The organism is Franzmannia qiaohouensis (genome assembly GCF_031451695.1).
In the GTDB taxonomy this organism is placed as follows: domain Bacteria; phylum Pseudomonadota; class Gammaproteobacteria; order Pseudomonadales; family Halomonadaceae; genus Franzmannia; species Franzmannia qiaohouensis.
The window spans coordinates 152,005-176,474 of record NZ_JARWAM010000005.1 but is presented as its reverse complement, the minus strand read 5'-3'; the positions used below and the strand labels follow the sequence as shown (position 1 = coordinate 176,474).

The following is a 24,470-nucleotide window of genomic DNA, read 5'->3' as shown; positions in this document are numbered from 1 at the left end:
CATGAGATTACAGGGACTTTTCAGTGAGGTGGGATGCTTGTTACGGATTATGCCGCCACGGCAAAAGTCTTTTGACCATCCCGTGAGGCGAAAACCTGCGCTAACACCCCGGTGCAAGGCCGTTTCTTGTGCTAGACCTTCAGTGTGCTGTTAGGAATACCATAACAATGAAAGATGCATCCGTGGCCCAGTCCCGGGCGAGGGGATGCACCTTCAGTGCTAGGAGACAACGCCATGCATCTCAAGATGAGCTGCGCACTCGCAGCTGCGGGGCTTCTGACTGTCACAGCGGCGACTACCCACGCCAATGACAGCCTGATGGAACTACTCGAGAACGATGACCTATGGGCCACCCAGCTCGGTAACTACCAAGGTCACCGCCACAGCAAGCTCAGTGATATCAACCGCGACAACGTCAGCAACCTGCGGCCCGCCTGGCAGTTCTCTACCGGCGTGCTGCGCGGCCATGAGGGCGGGCCGCTGTACGTCGGCGACGGTCGGCTCTACGTCCATACTCCCTTCCCCAACAAGGTATTCGCCCTCGACCTGGAGGAGGATGGTCGGGTGATCTGGTCCTATGAACCGGACCAGGACTCGCGCGTCATTCCGGTGATGTGCTGCGATACCGTCAACCGCGGCGTGGCCTACGCCGACGGCAAGATCTTCCTCAACCAGGCCGACAACACCGTGGTAGCACTCAACGCCGAGGATGGCGAGGTGCTGTGGGAAGTCAGCAACGGCGACCACACCCAGGGCGAGACCATGACCATGTCGCCGCTGGTGGTGCATGACAAGGTCATCGTCGGGGTCAGCGGCGGTGAATACGGGATCCGTGGCCACCTCACCGCCTACGACATCGAGACCGGCGAGATGGCCTGGCGTGGCTACTCCCAGGGTCCCGATTCCGAGGTGCTGATCGACCCGGAGACCACCCTGATGATGGGCGAGCCGATCGGCGAGGCCGACCTCGGCGTGACCACCTGGCCCGACGGCGAGTGGGAACGTGGCGGCGGCGCGCCCTGGGGCTGGGTGACCTACGACCCCGAGCTCGACCTGATCTACTACGGTACCGGTAACCCGGGCACCTGGAACCCCGATCAGCGCGCCATCGACGGTGAGCCGGCGGATAACAAGTGGGGCATCACGGTGTTCGCCCGCGATCCCAACACCGGCGAAACCAAGTGGGTCTACCAGAAGGTGCCGTTCGACGAGTGGGACTACGATGGCGTCAACGAGAACGTGCTGATCGACGTCGAGGTCGACGGTGAGATGCGCAAGGGTCTGTCGATCATCGACCGTACCGGCTTCGGCTTCCTGATGGACCGTGAGACCGGTGAGCTGATCACCGTCGAGAAGTTCGCCCCGGAGACCAACTGGGCCACCCACTATGACATGGAGACCGGGCGTCCGGTCGTTGCCGATGAGTTCAGCCCCTTCAACCAGGGCGTGGACGTCAACACCACCGATATCTGCCCCACCGCGATGGGCGCCAAGAACATGCAGCCGAGCTCGTTCTCGCCGGAGACCGGGCTGATCTATGCCGGTATCAACCGCATCTGCATGAACTATGAGCCCTTCGAGACCGATTACGTGGCGGGCCAGCCCTATGTAGGCGCGACCCTGACCATGATGCCGGCACCGGTGGAGAACGGTGGCATGGAAGGCCGCATGGGTAGCTTCATGGCATGGGACCCGGTTGCCGGGGAAGTGGTATGGGAGGTCGATGAGCGCTTCGCAGTCTGGAGTGGCGCGCTGACCACCGCCGGTGATCTGGCCTTCTATGGCACCCTCGAAGGCTACGTGAAGGCGGTCGACATCGACAACGGTGAGGAGCTGTGGCGCTTCAAGACCCCCTCCGGGATCATCGGCAACGTCAACACCTTCCGCCATGAGGGCAAGCAGTATATCGCCGTGCTCTCCGGGGTTGGTGGCTGGGCCGGCATCGGTCTCGCCGCAGGTCTCGAGGATCCCGAAGAGGGGCTCGGTGCGGTAGGCGTGTTCTCTGCCCTGTCGGACTACACCGAACTGGGTGGCGTGCTGACCGTGTTCGAACTGCCCGACTCCTAAGCCGGCCGGGCGCCATGGCGCTGTGGCGTCATGGCGCCTAATTCTGCAAGGAGGAGCGGCAAGTCCCTGACAGCAATACAGTGACAATTGGCGCCGGGCGCTGCCCGGCCAGATAACGAGCGCTGCTGCGTCGCTCGCGGCAGTGCTCGAACAGTAAGGGCACGCACATGATGAGAGTCTTCACGTCACGCCAGACGTCCCGTTTTGCCACTACCTCGCTGGTCGCCACGCTGATGGCGGCTGGCTTGAGTATTTCCGCACTGGCCCTGGCCAGTGATAATGATGAAGACGCTGACGCGGTCGATACCAGTGCCGCCGGTGAGTATCTGGTCGAGGACGGCAAGGTCGACCCCGACACCTACGAAGGCTATATCGCCTACACACGTTCCTGTCAGGCCTGCCATGGACCCGATGGGCTGGGTTCCTCGTTTGCGCCCAACCTGGTGCGTGCCTCGGAGCGGCGCGACTTCGCCGAGTTTGCGAGGACCATCGCCGGTGGCCGTGAAGTACAGCCGGGCCAGGTGATGCCGGCGTTTGCCGACGACCCCTACGTGCTCGGCAACCTCGAGAACATCTACAGCTACATGCGTGGCCGTGCGGCGGGCGATATCGGACGCGGGCGGCCGCGGATCATCGAACGCCTGGAAGAGGAGGTCAGCGACGAGACGCTGGAGGCCGAAGAGGAGCTCGAGAACGAGGAATCTTGACGCGGCGAGCGCTGAGCACGCCATCCCACCTGCACCCTGGCAAGCGGAGAGCGTCATGAGGTTATGCGGTTCCCTGACATGTCTGACGGCAGCCACTTGGCTGCTGACCCAGGGCATCGGCTCGGCCCACGCCGACCTGCCTGAGTTGTATGAGCGTGACCAGCTGCGGGTCTGCGCCGATGGCAATAACCTGCCGTTTACCAATAGCGCCGGCGAGGGATTCGAGAATCGCATTGCCGAGCTGATGGCCGACGATCTGGGCGTGCCGCTGCGCTACGTCTGGGCGCCACAGGTCATGGGCTTCGTGCGTAACACTCTCGAGCTGCGCGTCTGCGATGTAATGATCGGGGTGGTGGCGGGCTACGAGCATCTCCAGAACACCAATGAATACTACCGCTCGGTGTATTCACTGGTGGTGCCAAAAGACTTCGAGCACGAGATCACCCGCCTAGACGACCCGGCACTGAGCGGGCTCGATATTGGCGTGGTCGCCGAGACACCGCCCATCGTGCCGCTGCGGCGCAGCGGCGCCACGGTGCGCAACTACCTGCTGCAGGTCGACACTCGCGAGCGTGCCCCGGTGCGTGACGCGGTCGATGATGTGGCCAGTGGCAACTTGGATGGCGCGGTGATCTGGGGGCCGATGGCAGGTTATTTTGCCGCTCGCCATGATCCTCCCCTCAAGGTGCTGCCGCTGCATGAGAACGACGGCGACGTGCGCCTGGATTTCCGTATCACCATGGGGATCCGCCGCGGCGAACCGCAGTGGAAGGATTGGATCAACGACTTCATCGCCCGACATCAGGATGAGATCAACGCCATCCTGATCGAGTACCAGGTGCCGCTTCTCGATCGCCGCGGTGCGCTGCTGGATCCAGACACGCTCAACGCGGAGGCGTCGTGATGAGAGCCTGCCTGTCTCGCACTACTACCGGGCTGCTGCTAGGCCTACCGTTGGGCTTGCTGCTGGCGCTGTCGTTACCCTCTCCTGCCGAGGCCCAGCGTGCCGCGACTGGCCCTCCCGACTGGCCCTGCGTGCAGCGGCTGGTGCCGGAGCTGGCCTGGGGGGCGATCTGGACCGGACCTTCGCTGGATGAGGTTGAGGAGGCCTGGTACGACGACGAGGAAGTGGGGCGCGTGGTGCGCTATGCGATGGCGCGCGAGACGCGCAGCGACGACGCCATGCAGCGCGTACGCGAGTTCGTCGATAGCCTCGCCGCTGACGACCCCGCCGAGCGAGAAGAGCGCCTGACGCTGCTGTTCTCGGGCCTCTTCGAACTCACCCAGCGCGAGCGTAGCCGCACCATCGAGCGTATCCGGGGCGCGTCCCGGGCCCAGGTCGCGCGGCTCGAGAAGGTTGCCGAGATGGTCGATGAACTCGAGGCGCTGCGCAGCGAGGAGCAGGTCGATCCACTCGAGGAGGAGGAGCTTTCCAAGGCGCTGTTCTGGGAGCAGCGCACTTTCCAGACGCGCCAGCAGGCCCTGCCGGCGCTATGCGAGCAGCCCTATCTGCTCGAGGAACGGCTCGGTCAGATGGTACGTATCATCGACGCCGGGATGTAAGGCCGCCAAGGCGAGCTAACAACGACAATAGACGCGGGCGATCCCCGCTAGGGAGTGCATATGTGGGCTGATAACGTAGGGGCTCGCCCGCTGGCGGGCTGGCTGGTGGCAGGCTCGCTAGCCGCCAGCGTGGCGCTGGCGGGGCCGGCGCTGGCGCAGGACGAGGAGGTCGCCACCATTACCCTGGGCTATCTGGGCATGGAGCGACCCGACGATCTCGAGCCGCTCTCGGTGCTCGACCCGGTGATCGACGATGACGGCGTGCAGGGTGCGCGCCTGGCGGTCAATGACAACAACGCTACTGGCCAGTTTCTCGGCCAGGAGTTCGTGTTGGTCGAGGCCATGGTCGAGCCCGGCGGGGATGTGGCCGCCGGCCTCGAACAGCTGATCGAGCAGGGCGCCGACTGGATCATCAGCGGTCTGAGTGCCGATGATCTCGGCACTGTGCTCGAGCAACAGTCGCTTGGCGAGCGGGTGGTGTTCAACGCCGCGGCACGCGATAACCACCTGCGCGGTGAGTCGTGCCACCCTCAGCTGTTCCACAGCGTGCCCAGCCGGCGCATGCTGGCCGACGCCTTGGCACAGTTCCTTGGCTACAAGCAGTGGGACCGCTGGGGACTGGTCTACGGCAATACCGATCAGGACCGGCTGTTCGCCGAGACGCTGCGCGAGTCCGCCGAGCGCTACGGCCATGAGGTGGTCAGCGAGGAAATGTGGCCCTACGAGGCCATGGCGCGCCGTTCCGAGGGCGGCTTCCACGATATCCAGCGCGAGATACCGGTGTTCCTGCAGGAGTTTGCCGAGCACGACGTGTTGGTGATCTCCGACGAGACCGACTACTTTGGCGAGTTCTTCCCCAACCAGACCTGGCTGCCGCGTCCGGTGGCCGGCACCCAAGGCTTGATGGCCACTGCCTGGCATCGCTCCCATGAATCCTGGGGCGCGGTGCAGCTGCAGCGGCGCTTCGAGCGCCTCGCCGAGCGCTGGATGACGCCCCAGGACTTCGGCGCCTGGCTGGCGGTGCGTTCGCTGGGCGAGGCCGCTGCGCGCACCGGCTCGGTGGAGCGCGGTGAGGTAGTCGACTACATGCTCAGCGACGAGTTCGAGCTCGCCGGCTACCTGGGCTTCCCGGTCAGCTACCGCACCTGGAACCACCAGCTGCGCCAGCCGATCCTGATCAGCGGCCCGCGGATGGTGGCCTCGGTGTCGCCCCAGGAGGGCTATCTGCATCCACGCACGCCGCTGGATGCCATGGGTGCCGATGAGGGGGAATCACAATGCCAATTCTAAGCCGCGAGACTGCCGCCATGTTCAAACCGACGCTCCTCGGGCTGGCGCTGGGCGCGCTTGCCCTGACCCCGCTGGTCGCCAGCGCCGAGCGCATCTTCGTCTCCAACGAGAAGGATAACACCGTCTCGGTGATCGACGGCGCGAGCCTCGAGGTGATCGAGACCATCAATGTGGGGCGCCGGCCGCGAGCCATGGCCTTCAGCAGCGATGGCAGCGAGCTGTTCGTCGCCGTGGGCGACGACGAGGCGATCGATATGATCGACCTCGAGACGCTGCAGGTGGTACGTAGCCAGTCGTCGGGGGAGGACCCTGAAGTCATTCGTGTCGATCCTAACCGGCCCTATATCTACGTCTCCAACGAGGACGACAATATTGTCTCGGTGCTCGACTATGAGCGGCGCACCCTGGTTACCGAGATTCCGGTGGGCGTAGAGCCGGAGGGCCTGGGTATCAGCCCCGACGGACGCTGGCTGATCGCCACCACCGAGACCTCTAACATGGCGCATATCATCGACGCTGAGATCATGGAGGCTGTACACCACCGGCTGGTAGGTGCCCGACCGCGCCACGCCGAGTTCAACCACGACGGCAGCGAGGCCTGGGTTTCGGCGGAGATCGCCGCCACGGTGTCGATCATCGACATGGTCGACAGCTTCGACGTCGAGCATACCATTCGCTTCGACGTGCCCGGGGTGCCGCGGGAGACGGTGCAGGCGGTCGGTGTGCAATTGACCTCTGATGGCCGCTACGGCTTCGTCGCGCTGGGACCGTCCAACCGCGTGGCGGTGGTCGACCAGCAGACCTACGAGGTGCTCGACTACATCCTGGTCGGTCAGCGGGTCTGGCATTTGGCGCTCAACGAGGACGAGACGCGGCTCTACACCACCAATGGCGTCAGCGGCGACGTCACGGTGATCGATGTAGATAACCTCACCGCGCTGCAGTCGATCCCGGTAGGGCGCTTTCCGTGGGGGGTGATCGTCCAGCCATGACGGTGGGCGAGAGCACAGAGGTTCCCGCGCTCGAGGTGGAAGGGCTGAGCTTCAGCTACAGCGGCAAGCCGGTGTTGCAGGAGGTTGGCCTGCGCCTCGAGGCGGGGCAGTTCACGGTCTTGCTGGGCCCCAACGGGGCCGGCAAGACCACCCTCTTTTCGCTGATCACGCGGCTCTACGACCGCCGCGTGGGCAGCATTCGCGTCGGCGGGTTCGAGCTGCGGCGGGACGCCGTGGCGGCCCACGCGCGGATGGGCGTGGTATTCCAGCAGCCGACCCTGGATCTCGATCTCACGGTGCGCCAGAACCTTACCTACCACGCCGCCCTGCACGGCATGGGCCCTCGTGAGGCGCGGCGTCGTGCCGAGGAGCAGCTGCAGCGGGTCGGGCTCGGCGAAGCGCTCAAGACCCGGGTGCGCCAGCTCTCCGGCGGCCAGCGACGGCGGGTTGAGATTGCCCGTGGCCTGCTGCACCGACCGCGCCTGCTGCTGCTGGATGAGCCCACCGTGGGGCTGGATATTGCTGCGCGCCGCGATCTGGTCGAGCGGGTCCACCGGCTGTGCGTGGACGAGGGCGTTGCAGTGTTGTGGGCCACCCACCTGATCGACGAGGTCTACCCTGATGACCGCGTGGTGGTGCTGGATGCCGGGCGCGTACGCGCCAGCGGTAGCGTCAGCGAGGTGCTCGCTGCCAGCGGCGCCACCAGCATCGGCGATGCCTTCGACACCCTGACCCGCGGTCCCGCCGAGGTGGCCACATGAACCGCTACCTGCACTGCCTGCGCGGCGTGGTCAGCCGCGAATTGCTGCGCTTCCTGCACCAGCGCACGCGCTTCGTGGCGGCGCTGGTGCGACCGCTGATCTGGCTGTTCGTGTTCGCCGCCGGCTTTCGCATGGCGCTGGGCGTGGCGATGACCGACCCCTACAAGACCTACATCCTGTATGAGGTCTATATCATCCCCGGCCTGGTGGGCATGATTCAGCTGTTCAACGGCATGCAGAGTTCGCTGTCGATGGTCTATGACCGCGAGATGGGCAGCATGCGCGTGCTGCTGGTCAGCCCCTTCCCGCGCTGGTACTTGCTGCTGTGCAAGCTGCTGGCTGGCACCATGGTGTCGATCGTGCAGGTCTATGTGTTCCTGACCATCGCCTGGTTCTACGGCATCAAGGCGCCGCCGATGGGCTACCTGTGGATCCTGCCGGCGCTGGTGGTCACCGGTTTCATGGTCGGCGCCCTGGGCATGCTGCTGTCGACCTTCGTCAAGCAGCTGGAGAACTTCGCCGGGGTGATGAACTTCGTGATTTTCCCGATGTTCTTCCTTTCCTCGGCGCTCTACCCGTTGTGGCGGATCCGCGAGGGCAGCTATCTGGTCTATCAGATCGCCGCGCTCAACCCCTTCACCTACGCCGTGGAGATGATTCGCTTCGCACTCTACGAGCAGCTCAACGTTGATGCGGTGCTGATCGTGGCGGCCACGACCCTGGTGCTGTTGGCGCTGGCGATTCTGGGCTATAACCCGGCGCGGGGCATGATGGCGCGCAAGGGCGGGGGCAGCGACTGAGTTCGAGAACGGTAGTGTCAGTCGCTGGATTGTGCTTCGAGATAGCGGATCACCGCCTGGCGCGGGGCCTCATCCAGCCCCCATAGCACCATGCGGTTGCCTGGCAGCAGCCCCTCGGGGTCGGCCAGGAAGGCGTCCAGCGTCTCGGCGTCCCAGCGGAAGCCTGCCGCGTCCAGCACCGTGGAATAGTCGAAATCCTCAAGGCCGCCGACCGGGCGGCCGATTACCTCGTGCAGGCTGGGGCCGGCGCGATGGACACCTTCCTGCAGTGCATGGCAGCCATGGCAGTGGTTACGAAACACCCGCTCGCCTTCGCGAATATCGCTGGCCAGCGCGGTCGTCGTTGTAGCGCTCAAAAAAGCGGCGCAAAGCAGAAGGGTGCCCGACGGCAAGACGCGTGTCATCGAGTCAGCGCTCCTTGATGTTGGCAGGTCAGAAGCAGCGCAAATCGGCTTCGGCCTGGGCGCTGCGGAACTGGCGCAGCTGGTCCTGCAGGCCGCGCTCGGTGCGGAACAGCACCCCGAGTTCGCCGCGCTGATCGTTCATGCGCATCACGGTCTCGACGGACTCGTACTCTTCGTACGGAATCAGCTCGGAGATCACGTCGATGCTGCATGAGCACTGCTGCATTACCAGATGGTTCTGGCCATTGGCGGCCATGCAGCCGAGTACGTAGTCGACGCGGGTCGAGGTGGGATAGTCATTGGCCAAGGCCAGCGGTGCTGCGCCCAGCAAGGCGAACATGACAGCACATCGGGTGGCGTGGCGCATCTTGTTATTATGGCGCATCTAGTACCTCGGTTGAGTCGGCGTGGTGACTCCTTAACGTTATGCCAGGAGTGGCGCTTATGCCAGCGTCGATCCCCTCGGAGAAGGCTAGGCGCTGCGACAATACCAACCTATCGAGACCGCCGCCGCTCGGGCTCGTCCTTGACCACGTAGTCGCCCTCGAGCACCTGCTGGTGGTGGTGGCGAGTGCCCTCGCCGCCGCCGATATCCTGGGCCTGTTCGGCGCGCATGCGCTCCATGCGTTTCTTCATGCGGTGGCGCATAAACGGCAGCATGGCCCAGCCGACCAGCAGGAAGAACAGGCCGATGACGGTACCGACGATCATCAGGGTGCCGAACAGCAGCCAGGTGAAGAACAGCCGCAGGCCGCTGGGCCGGTCCTGGCGGGCGCGTTCCCGCCACTGTTGGGCGGCCTGCCAGGCGGGGTTGTCGCGCGGGTCTCGAGAGTTGGGCATTAGCGGCTCCGGAAAACATCAAGTTGAGCGTGTGGCTATTGGAAGCCACTCGCTTTGGATCGTTCCGTTAGGCTTTGTACGAAAAGTCGACGAGCGATGGCCAGGGCTAGGCCCGTTCCCGACGGGCCAACGCACTTCCCACATCCATGTGGGTCACAAAGCAAAAATCGGCGACAAATCGTCAGGATAGACGATTTGGGCAGCTCCGCTGCTCGAAGAGTGAGCGACAAGGATGTCGCGAGTCCAAAGCGGAGTTTACAGGGTGTAAATGAGTACTTTGAGCCGATTTTTAACGCCGTATGGGCGAGCGCAGACATTTTTCGTACAGAGCCTAGGGCTGGATAAGCCGCCAGCCGGCGGCGATAGCGATACCGGCGGCAATCGCCAGCAGCGGCTTACGGCTGGCCAGCATCACGCCGAAGGTGGCGACCAGCGCCAGCCGGGCGCCCCAGTCGCCGTAGACGGCCATCGGCGTGATCACCGCCACCAGCACCGAGCCGGCCATAGCGTTGATAAAGCGCTCGACCCGCGGGCCGATGGGCACCCGCGACATTACCAGTACGCCGCCGCTGCGGGTCAGGAAGGTGACCAGCGCCATGGTCAGGATGGCCAATATGGCGCCGAGTGGCGTCAGCGGCAGGCTCATGGCGAGGCCTCCTTGGGCTTGCTACGCGGTGGCATCAGCAGCCCGGCGATACCGCCGGCCAGGGCACCGACGATCACGTGGGAATTCTCCGGCAGCCAGGCCAGGGCCGCGAGGGCGGCCAGCGCCGCCGCTACCCAGGGCACCAGCACGCCGAGGTCGAGCTTGCCACCGACCAGCATCGACAGCAGGAAGCAGCCCATGATCACGTCGAGGCCGAAGCGCTCGGGCTCGCTGATGCCGCTACCGAACACCACCCCGAGCAGGGTGCCGAGCATCCACGCCAGCCACAGCGCGATCCCCCCGCCGACCAGCATGCCGACGTTGGTCTCACCGCGGCGGTAGTCGGCGGCGGCCATTGCCCAGTTGGAGTCGCTCATCAGCGCCAGGCTGGCGTAGCGCTGGCGTGACGGCAGGTGACGCAGCCAGGGGTAGAGGGCGGCGCCCATCAGCAGGTGGCGGGCGTTGATGGCGAAGGTCGAGGCGATCAGCGCGACCAGTGGAATCTGTGGCCCCCACAGTTCGAGGGCAGCGAACTGCGAGGCGCCGGCGAAGACCGTGCCACTCATCAGCAGCGTTTCGAGGCCCGACAGCCCGCGCTGGATCGCTGCCACGCCGAACGCCAGGCCGAAGGCGATCACGAACAGTGACAGCGGGGCCATGCGCTTGAGGCCCTTGAGGGTGCCCGGCCAGTCGAGCCGGGCGCTCATGCCTGCCAGGCCTCGGCGACCAGCGACAGGCTGTGCAGGCGGTCCTCCTGGGCGTAGACATCGGTGGTCATGATCAGCTCGTCGGCGCCGGTGCGGGAGACGAACTCGCTGAGCTGCTCACGTAGCGTCTCGGGGCCGCCGATCACCGCGGCCCCCAAGAACTGGCTCACCTGGGCCTGCTCCATGGACGACCAGTCGAGCTGCTCCTGAGGCGGCTGGGCGCGAGTGCTGCGGCCGCGGATCAGGTTGAGGAACTTCTGCCGCGCGGTGCTGGCCAGGTAGTCGGCATAGGCATCGCTGTCGGCGGCGATCACCGGCAGGCCGATCATCACGTAGGGGGCATCGAGCACCGCCGAGGGGCGGAAGTTGTCGCGGTACAGGCGCAGCGCCTCGTGCAGGTAGCCGGGCGCGAACTGGGCGGCAAAGGCGAACGGCAGCCCCAGCTTGGCGGCCAGCTGGGCGCTGTAGCCGCTGGAGCCGAGCAGCCACAGCGGTACCTGAGTGCCCTGGCCGGGGATCGCCCGTACCCGCTGTCCGGGCTTGGCGTCATCGAGGTAGCCGCGCAGCTCTTCCAGGCGCTCGGGAAAGTCGTCGACGCCGGCCTGGGAGTGGCGGCGCAGCGCGGCCATGGTGGCGCCGTCGGAGCCCGGCGCACGGCCCAGCCCCAGGTCGATGCGCCCGGGATAGAGCGTCTCGAGGGTGCCAAACTGCTCGGCGATCAACAGCGGCGGATGGTTGGGCAGCATGATGCCGCCGCTGCCGACACGGATGCGCTGGGTCGCCCCGGCGATATGGCCGATCAGCACCGCGGTCGCGGCGCTGGCGATACCGTCGATGCTGTGGTGTTCGGCGAGCCAGTAGCGGGTGAAGCCCAGCGCCTCGGCGTGGCGCGCTGTGGCCACGCTATCCGCGAAGCTGTCGGCGATGCTACCGCCGTGGCGAATCGCCGCCAGGTCGAGCATCGAGAGGCGGGTGGTGGCGAGTTGGCTCATGGGGGCCCCCGTAAGTCATTAGGAAACACTGCACAAATGCCTATACGAGCGAATCACTGCGTTGCGCGGTGCCGAAGCGTCGGACCGGCGGATCCTTACATATACCCCATATGCTCCGGTTGACTCGCAGCCTTCGGCTTCTCGCCCCTTCGGGACCAGCCTACGGCTGTTTGTCGCTTCGCTCGGTTCTGTGCTCCGTGCGCTTTGCGACCCACAAGGATGTGGGGAGTGCGTTGGTTCGTCGGGAACGAACCTAGCCGCTTCATCTCGCTCGGCGATTTGTTCAGCATTTCCTTAGCGTGCTTGCTATCTATCACCTCCTTATGGGGGTGACGGCGATAATTTGCAAATGCTTTGTGTCTCGGCCTGCCCCCGGCGCCCCTCGCTCGATTGGCCAGGGACGACTTCTTGCGGCACCTCAGCAGCAGGTGTTACTGCTAGAGGGGTATGCTAGGTTGTACAGAAATGTGACAAATCGATAGGGAGTGTCGTATATGGCCAACCCCGGAGGGCAGCGGGTCTTCTCGGTGTCAGCGGTAATCATCGTTGCGCTGGTGGCGGTGGGCGCCACCTTCCCCGAGCGCTTCGGCGCTTGGGCTGAGGCCGCCCTGGCCAGCGTCACGCAGCTGTTCGGCTGGTTCTATCTGTTTTCGGTGTTCGGTTTCGTGGTGTTCCTGCTGTCGCTGGCGCTGAGCAAATACGGCAAGATTCGCCTCGGTCCCCAGGACAGCACGCCGAGCTACAGCTTCTTCTCCTGGGTCAGCATGCTGCTGGCCGCCGGCTTCGGCGTTGGCCTGGTGTTCTACGGCATGGCCGAGCCCATGTTCCACTATATCGACCCGCCCTACGGTGACGTCGAGGCCGAAACTACCGATGCCGCTCGCTATGCCATCCAGTACAGCTACTTCAACTGGGGCATCCACCAGTGGGCGGCCTTCTCGCTGGTCGGCCTGATCATCGCCTACTTCCAGTTCCGCAAGGGCCAGGCCGGGCTGGTCTCGTCGGTGCTGTCGTCGGTAACCGCCAAATACCCCAAGGCGCGGCCCTATGCGCCGGCACTGGATGTGTTCGCAGTGGTGGCCACGGTGATGGGCGTGGCGACTTCGCTGGGGCTTGGCGTGCTGCAGATGAACGGTGGCCTGAATGCGGTCTTCGGCCTGCCCGAAGGGGTGCTGTGGCAGTTCATCATTCTGTTGGTGATGTTCCTGGCCTATATGGCGTCGACCTGGTCGGGTCTCGACAAGGGCATCAAGCGGCTCTCCAATCTCAACATGATTCTGTGCATCGGGCTGATGCTGTACGTGCTGGTCACTGGCCCGACCCTGGCGATTCTCGAGACCATCACCCTGGGCATCGGCGACTACCTGCAGAACTTCATCGGCATGAGCCTGCGCATCTCGCCGTATACCGATAACACCTGGGCCAGCTCCTGGACGATCTTCTACTGGGCCTGGGTGATCGCCTGGTCGCCGTTCGTCGGCACCTTCGTGGCGCGGGTGTCGCGGGGGCGCACCATCAAGGAGTACGTGTTCGGCGTGCTGGTGGTACCGCCGCTGCTGGCCTGCCTGTGGATCGGCGTATTCGGCGGCGCGGCGCTCAACATGGAGCTCGGCGGCGATGTCGGCCTGGCCGCAGTCACCCAGTCCAATATCACCGTGGCGCTGTTCGAGATGTTTGCGCTGATGCCGTTCACCCCGGTGCTGTCGATCATCGCCATGTGCCTGATCTTCATCTTCCTGGTGACGTCGGCGGACTCGGCGTCGTATATCGTCGCCCAGATGACCGATAACGGCTCGATCAACCCGCCGCTCTACAAGCGGATAGCGTGGGGCGTGCTGATCGCCGCGATCTGCCTGACGCTGATCGCCGCTGGCGGTCTCACCGGCCTGCAGTCGGCCGCGGTGCTCTCGGCGCTGCCGTTCACTTTCATTCTCTACGGCATGGTTTACGTGCTGATCAAGGAGCTGCGCGCCGACCGCAAGGCGATGCTGACCCAGCTCTACCGCCGCCACGGCGAGACGCCGGTGGGAGCCGATGCCTTCGAGGCCGAGATGCTCAGCGAGGAGGAGCGGGTGCGCCGCGCTCCCAATGTGGTCAACCGCCGTATCAATACCCGCGACAACTGAAAGACGTGCGATATGCGTCGCGCCCGCGTCTGCCATGGCAGACGCGGGCGCGGCGTTTTATGATGGTGGCCGGAACCATTACGATAATAACCGGAGCACCGTGCTGACCATGCCGCTGTTTAGAAAGCGCCGCTTCGGATCGCGACGCTCACACGGCGCGACGCCACGGCTAATGCCGATGCGGCGCCACTCGCGCTTCGACGACTGGTTGAACCGCTGCGTCGACATCGCGGTGGTCCTGGCGCTGCTGGTCGGTGTTATCGCCCTGGTGGTACATCTCTTGCTGTAAGGCTATCTGCGGCGTCTCATTATCCAATCGCTCTATCACGGGCTGCCTTCGTCGAGGGCAGCCCGTTTGCGTTGTGCATCAAACCACGCGGCGACGCGGCACCATGCGCAGGTGGCTGGCAGTTACCCCGCCGGGCAGTTCGGCGATGCGGTCGGCGACGTCCAGCAGGCGGAGCAGGTCGATGCCGGAGTCGATGCCCGCCTCGTGAAAGGCGAACAGCAGGTCTTCCGTGGCGGTGTTGCCGGTGGCGCCCGGGGCGAACGGGCAGCCGCCGAGCCCCGCCGCCGAGCTGTCGAACACCCGCACCCCGGCCTGGTGGGCGAATAGTGCGTTGGCTACGCCCATGCCGAAGGTATCGTGGCCGTGGAAGGCCCATCTGGTGGCGGGGTGGGGGCACTCGGCCATCATCGCCTCGAAGGCGGCACGTACCTGATGGGGATGAGCGCGGCCGGTGGTATCGCACAGCGCTACCTCAGCGTCGCCGACGATATCCCAGATCGGCGTGACCGCTTCACGCAGGGTGGCAAGGTCGATCGCGCCGTCGAACGGGCAGTCGAACGAGGTGGCCACATTGACCCGCAGGCGGAACTCGGGTGCGTCCTGCATGAAGGTTACCAGCTCGCGCAGGCCGTCGATGGAGGCTTCCCGGGAGCGGCGCACGTTGCGCTGGTTATGGGTCTGCGAGGCCGAGTAGACGTAGCCCAGGTCGTGCAGGCCATGACGCCGTGCCGCCTCGGCGCCCTTGAGGTTGGGCACCAGCACACACAGCCGCAGGTCGCGGCGTGGGGCGAAATGCGCGGCGATCTCGCCCATGTCGGCCATCTGCGGTACCGCCTTGGGGCTGACGAAGGCACCGAACTCGAGGCGCTGGCAGCCGGCATCGATCAGGCCCTGGATGATGGCGACCTTGTCGGCGGTGGGCAGCGGTTCGGCAATCGACTGGAAGCCGTCGCGGGGGGCGACCTCCATGACCTCGATGGTGTCGCGTTGGGTGCTCATGAGGATAGCGCCTCCTGGTCGCTGGTGGGCCGCGACTTGAGATGGTTGATCACGCCGCCGGCGGCCAGCAGCGTGCGCTGACGCTGGCTGAGGCCGTGGTGCAGGTGTAGTTCGCCCTTGCCTGGCAGCTCGGCGGTGAGCGTGGGGCCGGCGGCCAGTTGGGCGTGCAGGTCGCGGATGATGATGCAGTCGCCCTGCACCAGGCGCTCGGCGTCGGCATCGTCCAAGAAGGTCAGCGGCAGCGCTCCGAAACAGATCAGGTTCTGCCAGTGGATGCGTGCGAAGCTGCGTGCCAGCACCACCTGCAAGCCAAGATAACGGGGCACCAGGGCGGCGTTCTCGCGGCTCGAGCCCTGGCCGTAGTTGTGACCCCCGACAATGGCATGGCCGCCCTTCTCGCGGGTCGCCTCGGCGCGTTCCGCATAGTCCGGGTCGACCGCCTCGAAGGTAAATGGCGCCGAGGCGTAGACGCTGCTCCAATAGGGCATCACTCGTTGGCCTGCCGGCATGATGTCATCGGTGGAGATATTGTCCCCGGTGACCAGCAGCACCGGTACTTCCAGCGTATCGGGCAGTGGCGTGAGGGTCGGCAACGCCGGGGTGTTGTCGGTCTTCTGGAGTGGCTTCAAGCGCGCCTCGGCGGGAGGCAGCGGTGCCGTGAAGAGGTCGCGGTTGATCACCATGCGCGCCGGTTCGGCGATGCGCGGATAGGCCATGTCGAGGCTGCGTGGGTCGGTGATTACCCCCACCAGCGCCGAGGCGGTGGCGGTCTCGGGGCTGCACAGGAAGACACTGTCCTCGCGGGTGCCGGAGCGGCCGGGGAAGTTACGCGGCACGGTGCGCAGGCTGTTGAGGCCCGCCGCCGGGGCCTGGCCCATGCCGATGCAGCCGTTGCAGCCGGTCTGGTGCAGACGCGCGCCGCAGGTGACCAGGTCGGCCAGGTAGCCTTCGTCGATCAGCGTGGTCAGCACCTGTCGCGACGACGGATTGATGTCCAGCGAGACGCCTTCGGCGACGCGGCGGCCGCGCACCATCTCCGCCACCACCGCGAAGTCGCGGTAGCCCGGGTTGCCCGACGAGCCGATATAGGCCTGGTGCAGCGGTTCACCGGCCGCTTCGCGCACCGGCACCACCTTGTCGGGGCTCGACGGCAGCGCGATCAGTGGTTCCAGGCTCGACAGGTCGAGGGTCTCCTCACGGTCGTAGGTACAGCCCTGTTGCGCGGCTAGCGGCAGCCAGTCCGCCTCGCGGCCGCGGGCCGCCAGGAAGCGGTGGGTCTCCTCGTCGCTGGGAAAGAGCGTGGCGGTGGCGCCCATCTCGGTACCCATATTGGCCAGCACATGGCGATCCATGGCGGAGAGGTTAGCGAGGCCTGGGCCGTAGTACTCGATAATGGTGTTCTTGCCACCGGCCACGCCGTGGCGGCGCAGCAGCTCGAGCACCGCGTCCTTGGCCGAGACCCAGTCAGGCAAGTGGCCCTCGAGGCGGATACCCCAGATCTCCGGCATGCTCAGGTAGAGCGGTTCGCCGGCCATGGCCATGGCGACCTCGATGCCGCCGGCACCGATGGCCAGCATGCCCAGCGAGCCGGCAGCAGTGGTGTGGCTATCACAGCCGACGATGGACTGGCCCGGTACACCGAAGTGCTCCATGTGCACGGGATGACTGATGCCGTTGCCGGGGCCGGAGTACCAGACCCCGAAGCGCTCGCAGGCGCTCTTCAGGAACAGGTAGGTCTCGGCGTTGAGCTGGTCGGCCTGGACCAGGCCGTGGTCGATGTACTGCACACTGGGCGAAGTATGCACGCGATCGAGGCCCATGGCCTCGAGCTCGAGCATCACCAGGGTGCCTAGCACGTCCTGCAGCAGGGCCTGGTCGATGCGCAGGGCGATCTCGCTGCCGGGCGTCATTTCACCCTCCACGAGGTGGTTGCGGATCAGTTGCTGAGCGAGGTTGAGCGGGGCGCTGGGGGGCGTCATGGGGAGTGCCTCGGGGATGTTGTTGTGGTCGAGTCGGATCGGGATATCGTCTTTGTTGTCTAGATCACACCCTGCTGGCGCAGGGCGTCGATGCGTTGCGGCGAGTATTCCAGCCACTCCTCGAGAACGCGCTGGGTGTGCTCGCCGAGGCTGGGCCCGCAGTGCTTGACCACGCCCGGCGTGCGCGACAATCGCGGGAAGACGTTCTGCATCGGTAGCGGCTGGCCGCTGGCATCTTGGCGCTCGATGATCGTCTCGCGGGCCCTGAAGTGGGGGTCCTCGAGCATCTCCGCGGCGCGGTAGACCAGCCCGGCAGGAACGCCCTGGTCGGCAAGCTGCTCGACCAGTTGGTCGGCGTCGTGGCGGAGGGTCCAGTCGCTGATCAGCGCGTCGAGGGCGTGCTGGTGCTCGCCGCGGGCCTGGTGGTCGATGAAGCGCGGGTCGCTGGCCAGCTCCGGCTGGCCCATGGCCTGGCAAAGGCGGGCGAACACGCTGTCCTGGTTGGCGCCGATGATGATGTCGCGGCCGTCGCCGCAGGGATAGGCGTTGGACGGTGCAATGCCGGGCAGGAAGCTGCCGGCGCGCTCGCGGGTGTAGTCGGCGCGGGCATATTCCGAGACCAGGCTTTCCATGACGCCGAACACCGATTCGAAGATGGCGCTGTCGACCACCTGTCCGCGGCCGCTGCGATGCCGCTCATGGAGCGCCATCATGGTGCCCATGGCGGCGTTGATGCCGGCCAGGGTATCGCCCAGCGAGACCCCCACCCGCACCGGCGGGCGATCGGGGTAGCCCGATACGTAGCGCAACCCGCCCATCGCCTCGCACACCGAGGCGTAGCCGGCGCGGCTGGCGTAGGGGCCGCTCTGGCCGAAGCCGGTGACGCGGACCATGATCAGGCGTGGGTTGATCGCCGCCAGGCTGTCATAGTCGAGTCCCCAGCGCTCCATGGTGCCAGGGCGGAAGTTCTCCACCAGCACGTCAGCGTGAGCGACCATGTCGCGCAGCACTGACTGGCCGTCGGCGGTCCTCAGGTCGAGGGTCATGGAGTGCTTGTTGCGGGCGATGATCGGCCACCACAGGGTGTTGCCGTCAGCGTCGCGCTGGCCCCACTGGCGCATGGCGTCGCCCTTGACCGGGGGTTCTATCTTGATCAGTTCGGCACCGAAGTCGGCAAGAATCTGGCCGCAGTAGGGGCCAGCGATCAGTTGGCCGAGTTCGATGACGCGAATGTCGTCGAGGGGTTGCATGGGAGTGTCACCTCGCTGAGCGGCGTTGCTGTTGTTGTGATTCATGGGCCTGGCGCGCCGGGGGATGCAACTGCGCAGCGCGGGCGGCAAGGATGTGTGCGCGCATCACCGATGCCGCCCACTCACCGTCGCCGGCCGCCAGCGCGCGGATGATCTCGCGGTGGTGGCGCATGCTGCCGTGGAGCTCTTCGTCGCTGTAGTGATGGAAGCTGCGCCGCGACACCGGCACCTGCACGATGGCTTCGAGTAGACGCTGCAGTCGCGGGCTGTCGGCGGCGGTGATCAGCTCGGCGTGAAAACGGTTGTTGAGCCCGGCGATCTCGTCGATGGCCTGGTCGTCGCCGCGCTCGCAGAGCTGCTCCATATGGCAGGCCAGCTCGCCCAGCGAATCGAGCTGCGTGGCGTCGATACGCGAGGCCGCGCGCCTTACCACCTGGGGTTCGAGCAGCACGCGTAGCTCGAAGACCTCTTCCACGTCGCGTTGGGTCCAGGAGACCACCCGCGCCCCGTGGTGGGGGATCACCTCGACCCAGCCGTCGGACACTAGCCGGCGCAGGGCCTCGCGGATCGGCGTGCGGCTGAGCTCCAGTTCGTGGCCGATGGTGGCCTCACGGACATAGCTGTCGGCTGGATACTGCCCGTCGAGGATGCGCTGCTTGATGATGGCGTAGACGCGGTCTGCGGCGGTCATGGCGAACTCCGTGTCGGGCATGGCGCGACGAAGCAGGACTAAGGTCGTATCGATTATTGTGTACGATTATTTGAAATATCGCACAATATAGGCCTATATTGGCATCAAAACGAGAAGAGTTGTATACCATTTTAGGTTAAGCCCACCTCTTCACATAACGACAGCGCCGAGACCGCAACCACCAAGCGGTGCATGATGGCCCGGCGATCCGCTGATGAGGGACCGAGGTGAGACGCTGCCATGAAGCTTGATACCACCTCACTCAAGCTGTTCGTCCGAGTCGCCGAGAAGGGCACTATCGCCGCTGCCGCAGAGGCTGAATTCATCGCTACCTCGGCGGTTAGCAAGCGCATCAGCGAGCTGGAAGAGGTATTCAATACCCCGTTATTGTTGCGTACCAATAAGGGGGTCGAGCTGACAGCCGCAGGTATTGCCCTGCTCAATATGGCACGAGGAGTGCTGCATAATCTCGACGATATCTTCGTGCAAATGCGCGAGTATTCTAGCGGCGTTCGCGGTAATGTTCGGGTCTATGCCAATATGTCGGCCATTACCCAATATCTTCCAGGTGAGATACAGTCTTTTTTTCTAAAGCATCCGGAAATCAATATTCATCTCGAGGAAAAGGTCAGCCCTATCATCACCCGTGAGGTGGCAGGCAATGGGGCCGATGTCGGTGTCTGTGCGCTGCTGCCCCATGGCCATAATCTGGAAACCTTCCCTTATCACACCGATGAGTTGGTGGTGGTGGCGCCCCATGATCACCCGTTGGCAGTCAACGACAGTATTCGTTTCGAAGAAACCTTGGGGTATGCCTATGTCGGTTTGCAGTCGGCGAGTGCTATTAATCTTGAACTGATCAAGGCTTCCAGCCAGGCCAATCGGCCGCTGAATATCCGCATTCAGGTGACCAGTTATGACGCATTGTGTGTGATGGTGGAGGCGGGGTTGGGGATTGGTGTGGTGCCGCGCGGTGCACTGCGTCCCTATGCCGGAGGGATCGGGATCAAGGTGATTGCACTGCACGATGAGTGGGCCAGGCGCAAGCTGGCTATTTTCGTCAACTCGTTGGAATCCTTGCCCATGGCAGCACGTCTTTTCGTCGAGCATCTGCTGGAGTCTTCGCAGCAAAACAAGCTGGAGCTTATAGATAGTGCCTGAGATTTTTTGCCATCGTATTTCGCGATGGCGGGGTCATGAATCACTATTCCTTGGAATGATTTTACATCTTCAACCCCTTTGGCGACTCCACTATATTCTGAGCAAGGGCCAGTGGTTGCCCAAGGAGGCCATTTACGCCAAACCGAACGGACGCCGAGACACGACTATCACATAGATCCATTGTTGAAATGTTCTTTATAACAACACAGTCGAGGTAAACCCGATGAACGCTACGCTCAAAACCTTCCGCAAGGCCCGCCAGTTGTTGCCAATCTCCCTGCTCGCGGTCGGCAGCATCACCGCCGGCGTCGCCCAGGCTCAGGAGTCATTGAACATCGGTGCCGTGCCCACCGGCACCGGCTGGTTCTTCGGCATCTCTGAAGGTGCCAGAGTGATCAGCGCCAACACCCCCTACGAGATCTCGGTGCGCGAGACCGGCGGCACTCGTGAGAACGCCATCCGCCTGGGGCGTGATGAGCTGGATCTGGCCTTTACCGAGGCACTGGTCGGCTACGAAATGTACAACGGCATTGGCCGCTTCGAGGATACGCCTAACGAAAATGCCCGCCTGGTCTACTGGATCGCGCCCTCGACCATGCACTGGGCGGTGCGCCAGGACTCGAATATCGAGACCTTCGAAGACCTCAACGGCCAGCGCTTCAACCCTAGTAGCATCGGCGGCGGCGGTGAGTACATTACCGAACTGGTATTCGATATCCTCGGTGTCGAGCCCGATTTCCAGCGCATGCGCATCGATGATGCCGCCGAGGGCGTGACCGACGGACGCCTGGTAGGCTTCAGCTATAACGGCGTGCCGCCGATCCCGGCCTTCACCGAGGTGCACTCGTCGCGTCCGCTGCAGCTGCTGTCGCTCAGCCAGGAGCAGCTCGATCTGGTGACCGAAGAACTACCGTTCCTGGCGCCATCGGTGATCCCGGCCGGCACCTACCGCGATATGGAGGAGGCCACGTCGCTGGGCATCTATATGGGTGTGGCCGCCAATGCCAGCCTCGACGACGATATCGTCTATGAGATCACCAAGGCTTACTGGGAGAACCATGAGCAGGTGGCGGCGTCCTTTGCCCCGGCCGATGGTGTCACTCCACAGGACGTGATCGACAATGCGACCTTCCCACTCCACGCTGGCGCCCTGCGCTACTATCAGGAGCTCGGGCTGGAGATTCCCGATGAGGTAATTCCCCCCGAGGCGCAGTAACACCGTCACTGCCCCGTCGGCGGCCAGGCCGTCGGCGGGGTATCGTTTGATTACATCCATTCGTCGTCGGCGGCGTAGATTCGCTGATGCGGGAGTTAAGAAATGGATACGCCTCGAGAGCAGCAGGTTGTCGAGAAATATGCTGAGGATGCTGGAAAGCGCAAGCTGACCGGCATCTGGTTCCTGGTCATGCGCGTCACCGCCGTGTCCATGGCCGTGTTTCACCTCTATGCGGCGATCACTGGTGCGGTCAACACTCAGAACGCGATCCACCTGATGTTCGCTCTGCCGCTGATTTTCCTGGCCTACACCTGTCGAGTGCGCGATAGCGATCGATTGCCCTGGTACGACGTGATCCCGGTAGTGGTAGGGGTAGCGATCAGCGCCTACTACATCTATCACTTCGACCGTATCCTCTATGATCTCGGCTATCTGATGCCGACCACTGCCGATCTGTTCTTCGGTATCGCCGCCATCCTGCTACTGCTGGAGGCGTGCCGACGGGCCATCGGCCTGGCGTTTCCGGTGCTGGTGCTGGTGGCGCTGGCCTACGCCTATTTCGGGCGCTATTTGCCTGGTGTGTGGGGCCACGGCGGTTACGGCTGGGCGGACCTGGTGGCGACTTTCTACATGAGCCCCACCGGGATCTATGGCAGCCTGATGCGTACCTCGTCGACGGTGATCGTGATCTTCATCATGTTCGGCGCGCTGCTGGTCACCACTGGCGGCGGCGATACCTTCATGCGCCTCTCCAATGCCGCCACCGGACGCATGTCAGGGGGGCCGGCCAAGGCCGCTACCCTGTGCAGCGCGCTGTTCGGCAGCATCAGTGGCAGTACCGCGGCCAACGTGGCCACCACCGGGGTGTTCACCATCCCGCTGATGAAGAAAAATGGCTATAGCCCGCGCTTTGCCGCAGCCACCGAGGCCTCGGCATCCACCGGCGGGCAGATCCTGCCACCGATCATGGGCGCGGCGGCCTTCGTCATGGCCGATGTGATCTCGACCAGCTATCTGGAGATCATCGGTGCCGCGCTGATCCCGGCGCTGCTTTTCTACCTGGCGATCTGGATGAGCGTGCACTTCGAGGCCAAGCGGCTAGGCCTCAACCCGGTGCCCAAGTCGCAGCGCCCGACGCTGCGCGAGGGGCTGTTCAACATCGAGACCCTGTTGGTGCCGATCGCGGTGCTGGTGACGATGCTGGTGCTGCGCTATACCCCGACCACCGCGGCGGTGGCGGCCTACTTCACGGCGGTAGCGATCTATCTGTTCTCGTGGCGCAGTCCGGGCACCCTGTGGGAGCGCATCAAGTCGCTACCGGCGGCCCTCGAGGCCGGCGCCATGACCGCGGCGATGATTGCGGTGATCATCGGCAGCGTGGCGATCATCGCCTCGGTGATCAGCCTTACCGGCCTGGGCCTCAAGGTCTCCTCGGTGATCCTGGTGGTCAGCGGCGGTGATGTCTTGATCACCCTGGTATTAGCCATGGTGGTGGCGATCATTCTCGGCATGGGTCTACCCACGGTGGCTGCCTATATGCTGGCGGCCTCGGTAGTGGCGGCGGCGTTTATCGAAGCCGGCTTGCCGAGTCTCTCGTCTCACCTGTTCATCCTCTACTTCGCGATTCTCTCCGGGGTGACGCCGCCGGTGGCGTTGGCGGCCTATATCGGTGGGGCGATTGCCGGGTCGCACTGGTTCAAGACCGCGCTGACGGCCACCAAGATCTCGCTGGGCGGCTTCCTGATTCCCTATATGTTCATCTACCACCCGCCGCTGCTGGGCAACGGCACGCCGCTGGAGATCGCGCTGGCGGTTGGTTCCGGGGTATTGGGGATCATCGCCCTGGCCGGCTCGACCATCGGCTACTTCCTGCGCCCCTGCAGTTGGCTCGAGCGCGGGCTGCTATTGGCCGCGGCGCTGATGTTGATCACCGGCCAGCTGGTCACCGACGTGATCGGCATCGTGCTGATCGTTGGCCTGTTTGGCTGGCAATATCGCCACCATCGGGCGACGCTATCTCGCTCCTCCTCACCAGCAGCAGGCAAGGAACCCGCGCAATGAAGATCGTGATCCCCGACGACTATCAAGACGTAGTACGCACCCTGGACGCCTTCGGCAAGCTCGAGGGCCATGAGGTGACGATCCACCACGACACCCTGACCAATATCGATGCCCTGGCCGAGCGCTTCAAGGACGCCGAGGCGTTGGTGCTGATCCGCGAGCGGACCTGGATCACCGAGGCGCTGCTGTCGAGGCTGCCCAAGCTGCGCTATATCAGCCAGACCGGCGGTGGTGCGGCCCATATCGACCAAGACGCCTGCGCGCGCCACGGGGTCAAGGTGGTGACCGGTACCGGCTCGCCGGTGGCCGCTGCCGAACTGACCTGGGGCCTGGTGATGGCGGCAACTCGCCACATTCCACAAGAGGTCGAGAACCTCAAGGCGGGGCGCTGGCAGCGCACCCTGGGCACCGGGCTCAAGGGGCGCACCCTGGGCATTTTCGGCTATGGCAAGATCGGCAAGCTGGTGGCTGGCTACGGCCAGGCCTTCGGTATGCCCGTGTTGGTGTGGGGCCGCGAGGGGACTCGCCAGCGCGCCGCCGAGGCGGGACTCGAAGTCGCCGCCAGCCAGGACGAGCTGTTCGCTCGCAGCGACGTGCTCAGCCTGCATCTGCGCCTCAACGACGACACCCGCGGCATCGTCGGCGCAGAGCATCTGGCGCTGATGCAGCCCGAGGCGGTGTTGATCAACACCAGCCGCGCCGAGCTGATCGCCTCCGGAGCGCTGGAGGCAGCGCTGCGCGCTGGCCGCCCCGGACGCGCCGGCATCGATGTCTTCGAGCAGGAACCGCTGTTCGAGCATCCCATGCTGGCCCTGCCGGGGCTGGTGGCCACGCCGCACCTGGGCTACGTCGAGAAGGATAGCTACGAACTCTACTTCGGCGATGCCTTCGACAACCTGCTGGCCGCCGCCAGCGAGTAAGGAGATGCA

24 protein-coding genes are annotated in these 24,470 nt (G+C 64.6%); 14 read left to right on the top strand and 10 right to left on the bottom strand.

The window, feature by feature from the left end; translation table 11 throughout:
• Positions 1–234: 234 nt before the first annotated feature.
• The 8 genes from QC821_RS08300 (at position 235) to QC821_RS08265 (ending at position 8,180) form a co-directional block, all read left to right on the top strand.
• Positions 235–2,067: a methanol/ethanol family PQQ-dependent dehydrogenase gene (locus QC821_RS08300; RefSeq protein WP_309719574.1), complete on the top strand. Its 1,833-nt coding sequence runs from the start codon at positions 235–237 to the stop codon at positions 2,065–2,067.
• A 167-nt stretch (positions 2,068–2,234) separates the two neighbouring features.
• Positions 2,235–2,774 (top strand): c-type cytochrome, encoded by a 540-nt coding sequence (locus QC821_RS08295; protein ID WP_309719573.1) that lies wholly within the window; start codon positions 2,235–2,237, stop codon positions 2,772–2,774.
• 55 nt (positions 2,775–2,829) lie between these two features.
• Positions 2,830–3,678: a quinoprotein dehydrogenase-associated putative ABC transporter substrate-binding protein gene (locus QC821_RS08290; RefSeq protein ID WP_309719570.1), complete on the top strand. Its 849-nt coding sequence runs from the start codon at positions 2,830–2,832 to the stop codon at positions 3,676–3,678.
• A complete protein-coding gene (locus QC821_RS08285) occupies positions 3,675–4,337 on the top strand; it encodes a hypothetical protein (RefSeq protein WP_309719567.1) in 663 nt (220 codons plus the stop codon). The genes QC821_RS08290 and QC821_RS08285 overlap by 4 nt, the downstream gene beginning before the upstream one ends.
• Before the next feature lie 60 nt (positions 4,338–4,397).
• Positions 4,398–5,627 (top strand): ABC transporter substrate-binding protein, encoded by a 1,230-nt coding sequence (locus tag QC821_RS08280; RefSeq protein ID WP_309719565.1) that lies wholly within the window; start codon positions 4,398–4,400, stop codon positions 5,625–5,627.
• 17 nt (positions 5,628–5,644) lie between these two features.
• The gene (locus tag QC821_RS08275) at positions 5,645–6,619 is read left to right on the top strand and encodes a PQQ-dependent catabolism-associated beta-propeller protein (RefSeq protein WP_309719563.1); all 975 of its coding nucleotides are present in this window, start codon (positions 5,645–5,647) and stop codon (positions 6,617–6,619) included.
• A complete protein-coding gene (locus QC821_RS08270; protein ID WP_309719561.1) occupies positions 6,616–7,380 on the top strand; it encodes an ABC transporter ATP-binding protein in 765 nt (254 codons plus the stop codon). Before QC821_RS08275 ends, QC821_RS08270 begins: the two co-directional genes overlap by 4 nt.
• Complete coding sequence (locus tag QC821_RS08265; RefSeq protein ID WP_309719558.1) at positions 7,377–8,180, top strand: ABC transporter permease; 804 nt, start codon at positions 7,377–7,379, stop codon at positions 8,178–8,180. The genes QC821_RS08270 and QC821_RS08265 overlap by 4 nt, the downstream gene beginning before the upstream one ends.
• 17 nt (positions 8,181–8,197) lie before the next feature.
• Here QC821_RS08265 and QC821_RS08260 read toward each other — a convergent pair whose 3' ends face one another.
• The 6 genes from QC821_RS08260 to QC821_RS08235 form a co-directional block, all read right to left on the bottom strand.
• Positions 8,198–8,584, bottom strand: a complete 387-nt coding sequence (locus tag QC821_RS08260; RefSeq protein WP_309719556.1) for a c-type cytochrome — start codon at positions 8,582–8,584, stop codon at positions 8,198–8,200.
• Positions 8,585–8,612: 28 nt separating this feature from the next.
• Positions 8,613–8,924, bottom strand: coding sequence for a hypothetical protein (locus QC821_RS08255; protein ID WP_309719553.1), 312 nt, complete (start codon positions 8,922–8,924; stop codon positions 8,613–8,615).
• 155 nt (positions 8,925–9,079) lie between these two features.
• The gene (locus QC821_RS08250) at positions 9,080–9,424 is read right to left on the bottom strand and encodes a hypothetical protein (RefSeq protein WP_309719551.1); all 345 of its coding nucleotides are present in this window, start codon (positions 9,422–9,424) and stop codon (positions 9,080–9,082) included.
• Between the two features lie 331 nt (positions 9,425–9,755).
• Complete coding sequence (locus tag QC821_RS08245) at positions 9,756–10,070, bottom strand: AzlD family protein (protein WP_309719548.1); 315 nt, start codon at positions 10,068–10,070, stop codon at positions 9,756–9,758.
• On the bottom strand, positions 10,067–10,777 hold the full coding sequence (locus QC821_RS08240; protein WP_309719545.1) for an AzlC family ABC transporter permease: 711 nt from the start codon (positions 10,775–10,777) through the stop codon (positions 10,067–10,069). Before QC821_RS08240 ends, QC821_RS08245 begins: the two co-directional genes overlap by 4 nt.
• Positions 10,774–11,769, bottom strand: coding sequence for an LLM class flavin-dependent oxidoreductase (locus QC821_RS08235; protein ID WP_309719542.1), 996 nt, complete (start codon positions 11,767–11,769; stop codon positions 10,774–10,776). Before QC821_RS08235 ends, QC821_RS08240 begins: the two co-directional genes overlap by 4 nt.
• 494 nt (positions 11,770–12,263) lie before the next feature.
• Here QC821_RS08235 and QC821_RS08230 point away from each other — a divergent pair, with 494 nt between their 5' ends.
• Positions 12,264–13,895: a BCCT family transporter gene (locus tag QC821_RS08230; RefSeq protein WP_309719539.1), complete on the top strand. Its 1,632-nt coding sequence runs from the start codon at positions 12,264–12,266 to the stop codon at positions 13,893–13,895.
• A gap of 109 nt (positions 13,896–14,004) precedes the next feature.
• On the top strand, positions 14,005–14,184 hold the full coding sequence (locus QC821_RS08225; RefSeq protein WP_309719536.1) for a hypothetical protein: 180 nt from the start codon (positions 14,005–14,007) through the stop codon (positions 14,182–14,184).
• Between the two features lie 78 nt (positions 14,185–14,262).
• On the opposite strand, the gene QC821_RS08220 is transcribed toward QC821_RS08225, so the two are convergent.
• Genes QC821_RS08220 through QC821_RS08205 form a run of 4 tightly spaced genes read right to left on the bottom strand, consistent with a single transcriptional unit; the run spans position 14,263 to position 19,103 of the window.
• Positions 14,263–15,183: a hydroxymethylglutaryl-CoA lyase gene (locus QC821_RS08220; protein WP_309719533.1), complete on the bottom strand. Its 921-nt coding sequence runs from the start codon at positions 15,181–15,183 to the stop codon at positions 14,263–14,265.
• Entirely contained in the window at positions 15,180–17,162 is a 1,983-nt protein-coding gene (locus tag QC821_RS08215) for an aconitate hydratase (RefSeq protein WP_309719530.1), read from the bottom strand. The genes QC821_RS08220 and QC821_RS08215 overlap by 4 nt, the downstream gene beginning before the upstream one ends.
• 59 nt (positions 17,163–17,221) lie before the next feature.
• Positions 17,222–18,412 (bottom strand): CaiB/BaiF CoA transferase family protein, encoded by a 1,191-nt coding sequence (locus tag QC821_RS08210; RefSeq protein ID WP_309719527.1) that lies wholly within the window; start codon positions 18,410–18,412, stop codon positions 17,222–17,224.
• Positions 18,413–18,419: 7 nt separating this feature from the next.
• The gene (locus QC821_RS08205) at positions 18,420–19,103 is read right to left on the bottom strand and encodes a GntR family transcriptional regulator (protein ID WP_309719524.1); all 684 of its coding nucleotides are present in this window, start codon (positions 19,101–19,103) and stop codon (positions 18,420–18,422) included.
• Between the two features lie 240 nt (positions 19,104–19,343).
• Here QC821_RS08205 and QC821_RS08200 point away from each other — a divergent pair, with 240 nt between their 5' ends.
• The 4 genes from QC821_RS08200 (at position 19,344) to QC821_RS08185 (ending at position 24,461) form a co-directional block, all read left to right on the top strand.
• Positions 19,344–20,264: a LysR family transcriptional regulator gene (locus QC821_RS08200; protein WP_309719521.1), complete on the top strand. Its 921-nt coding sequence runs from the start codon at positions 19,344–19,346 to the stop codon at positions 20,262–20,264.
• A gap of 223 nt (positions 20,265–20,487) precedes the next feature.
• A complete protein-coding gene (locus QC821_RS08195; RefSeq protein ID WP_309719518.1) occupies positions 20,488–21,480 on the top strand; it encodes a TAXI family TRAP transporter solute-binding subunit in 993 nt (330 codons plus the stop codon).
• A gap of 102 nt (positions 21,481–21,582) precedes the next feature.
• Positions 21,583–23,541 carry a TRAP transporter permease gene (locus QC821_RS08190; RefSeq protein WP_309719515.1) on the top strand — a complete coding sequence of 653 codons (1,959 nt, stop codon included), beginning with the start codon at positions 21,583–21,585 and terminating at the stop codon, positions 23,539–23,541.
• Positions 23,538–24,461 (top strand): D-2-hydroxyacid dehydrogenase family protein, encoded by a 924-nt coding sequence (locus QC821_RS08185; protein ID WP_309719512.1) that lies wholly within the window; start codon positions 23,538–23,540, stop codon positions 24,459–24,461. The genes QC821_RS08190 and QC821_RS08185 overlap by 4 nt, the downstream gene beginning before the upstream one ends.
• The last annotated feature ends 9 nt before the right edge of the window (positions 24,462–24,470 follow it).

Coding starts and splice junctions, on each gene's coding strand:
- QC821_RS08300 (WP_309719574.1), top strand. CDS start 235: ATGCATCTCAAGATGAGCTGCGCACTCGCAGCTGCGGGGCTTCTGACT.
- QC821_RS08295 (WP_309719573.1), top strand. CDS start 2,235: ATGATGAGAGTCTTCACGTCACGCCAGACGTCCCGTTTTGCCACTACC.
- QC821_RS08290 (WP_309719570.1), top strand. CDS start 2,830: ATGAGGTTATGCGGTTCCCTGACATGTCTGACGGCAGCCACTTGGCTG.
- QC821_RS08280 (WP_309719565.1), top strand. CDS start 4,398: ATGTGGGCTGATAACGTAGGGGCTCGCCCGCTGGCGGGCTGGCTGGTG.
- QC821_RS08275 (WP_309719563.1), top strand. CDS start 5,645: ATGTTCAAACCGACGCTCCTCGGGCTGGCGCTGGGCGCGCTTGCCCTG.
- QC821_RS08270 (WP_309719561.1), top strand. CDS start 6,616: ATGACGGTGGGCGAGAGCACAGAGGTTCCCGCGCTCGAGGTGGAAGGG.
- QC821_RS08265 (WP_309719558.1), top strand. CDS start 7,377: ATGAACCGCTACCTGCACTGCCTGCGCGGCGTGGTCAGCCGCGAATTG.
- QC821_RS08260 (WP_309719556.1), bottom strand. CDS start 8,584: ATGACACGCGTCTTGCCGTCGGGCACCCTTCTGCTTTGCGCCGCTTTT.
- QC821_RS08255 (WP_309719553.1), bottom strand. CDS start 8,924: ATGTTCGCCTTGCTGGGCGCAGCACCGCTGGCCTTGGCCAATGACTAT.
- QC821_RS08250 (WP_309719551.1), bottom strand. CDS start 9,424: ATGCCCAACTCTCGAGACCCGCGCGACAACCCCGCCTGGCAGGCCGCC.
- QC821_RS08245 (WP_309719548.1), bottom strand. CDS start 10,070: ATGAGCCTGCCGCTGACGCCACTCGGCGCCATATTGGCCATCCTGACC.
- QC821_RS08240 (WP_309719545.1), bottom strand. CDS start 10,777: ATGAGCGCCCGGCTCGACTGGCCGGGCACCCTCAAGGGCCTCAAGCGC.
- QC821_RS08235 (WP_309719542.1), bottom strand. CDS start 11,769: ATGAGCCAACTCGCCACCACCCGCCTCTCGATGCTCGACCTGGCGGCG.
- QC821_RS08230 (WP_309719539.1), top strand. CDS start 12,264: ATGGCCAACCCCGGAGGGCAGCGGGTCTTCTCGGTGTCAGCGGTAATC.
- QC821_RS08225 (WP_309719536.1), top strand. CDS start 14,005: ATGCCGCTGTTTAGAAAGCGCCGCTTCGGATCGCGACGCTCACACGGC.
- QC821_RS08220 (WP_309719533.1), bottom strand. CDS start 15,183: ATGAGCACCCAACGCGACACCATCGAGGTCATGGAGGTCGCCCCCCGC.
- QC821_RS08215 (WP_309719530.1), bottom strand. CDS start 17,162: ATGACGCCCCCCAGCGCCCCGCTCAACCTCGCTCAGCAACTGATCCGC.
- QC821_RS08210 (WP_309719527.1), bottom strand. CDS start 18,412: ATGCAACCCCTCGACGACATTCGCGTCATCGAACTCGGCCAACTGATC.
- QC821_RS08205 (WP_309719524.1), bottom strand. CDS start 19,103: ATGACCGCCGCAGACCGCGTCTACGCCATCATCAAGCAGCGCATCCTC.
- QC821_RS08200 (WP_309719521.1), top strand. CDS start 19,344: ATGAAGCTTGATACCACCTCACTCAAGCTGTTCGTCCGAGTCGCCGAG.
- QC821_RS08195 (WP_309719518.1), top strand. CDS start 20,488: ATGAACGCTACGCTCAAAACCTTCCGCAAGGCCCGCCAGTTGTTGCCA.
- QC821_RS08190 (WP_309719515.1), top strand. CDS start 21,583: ATGGATACGCCTCGAGAGCAGCAGGTTGTCGAGAAATATGCTGAGGAT.
- QC821_RS08185 (WP_309719512.1), top strand. CDS start 23,538: ATGAAGATCGTGATCCCCGACGACTATCAAGACGTAGTACGCACCCTG.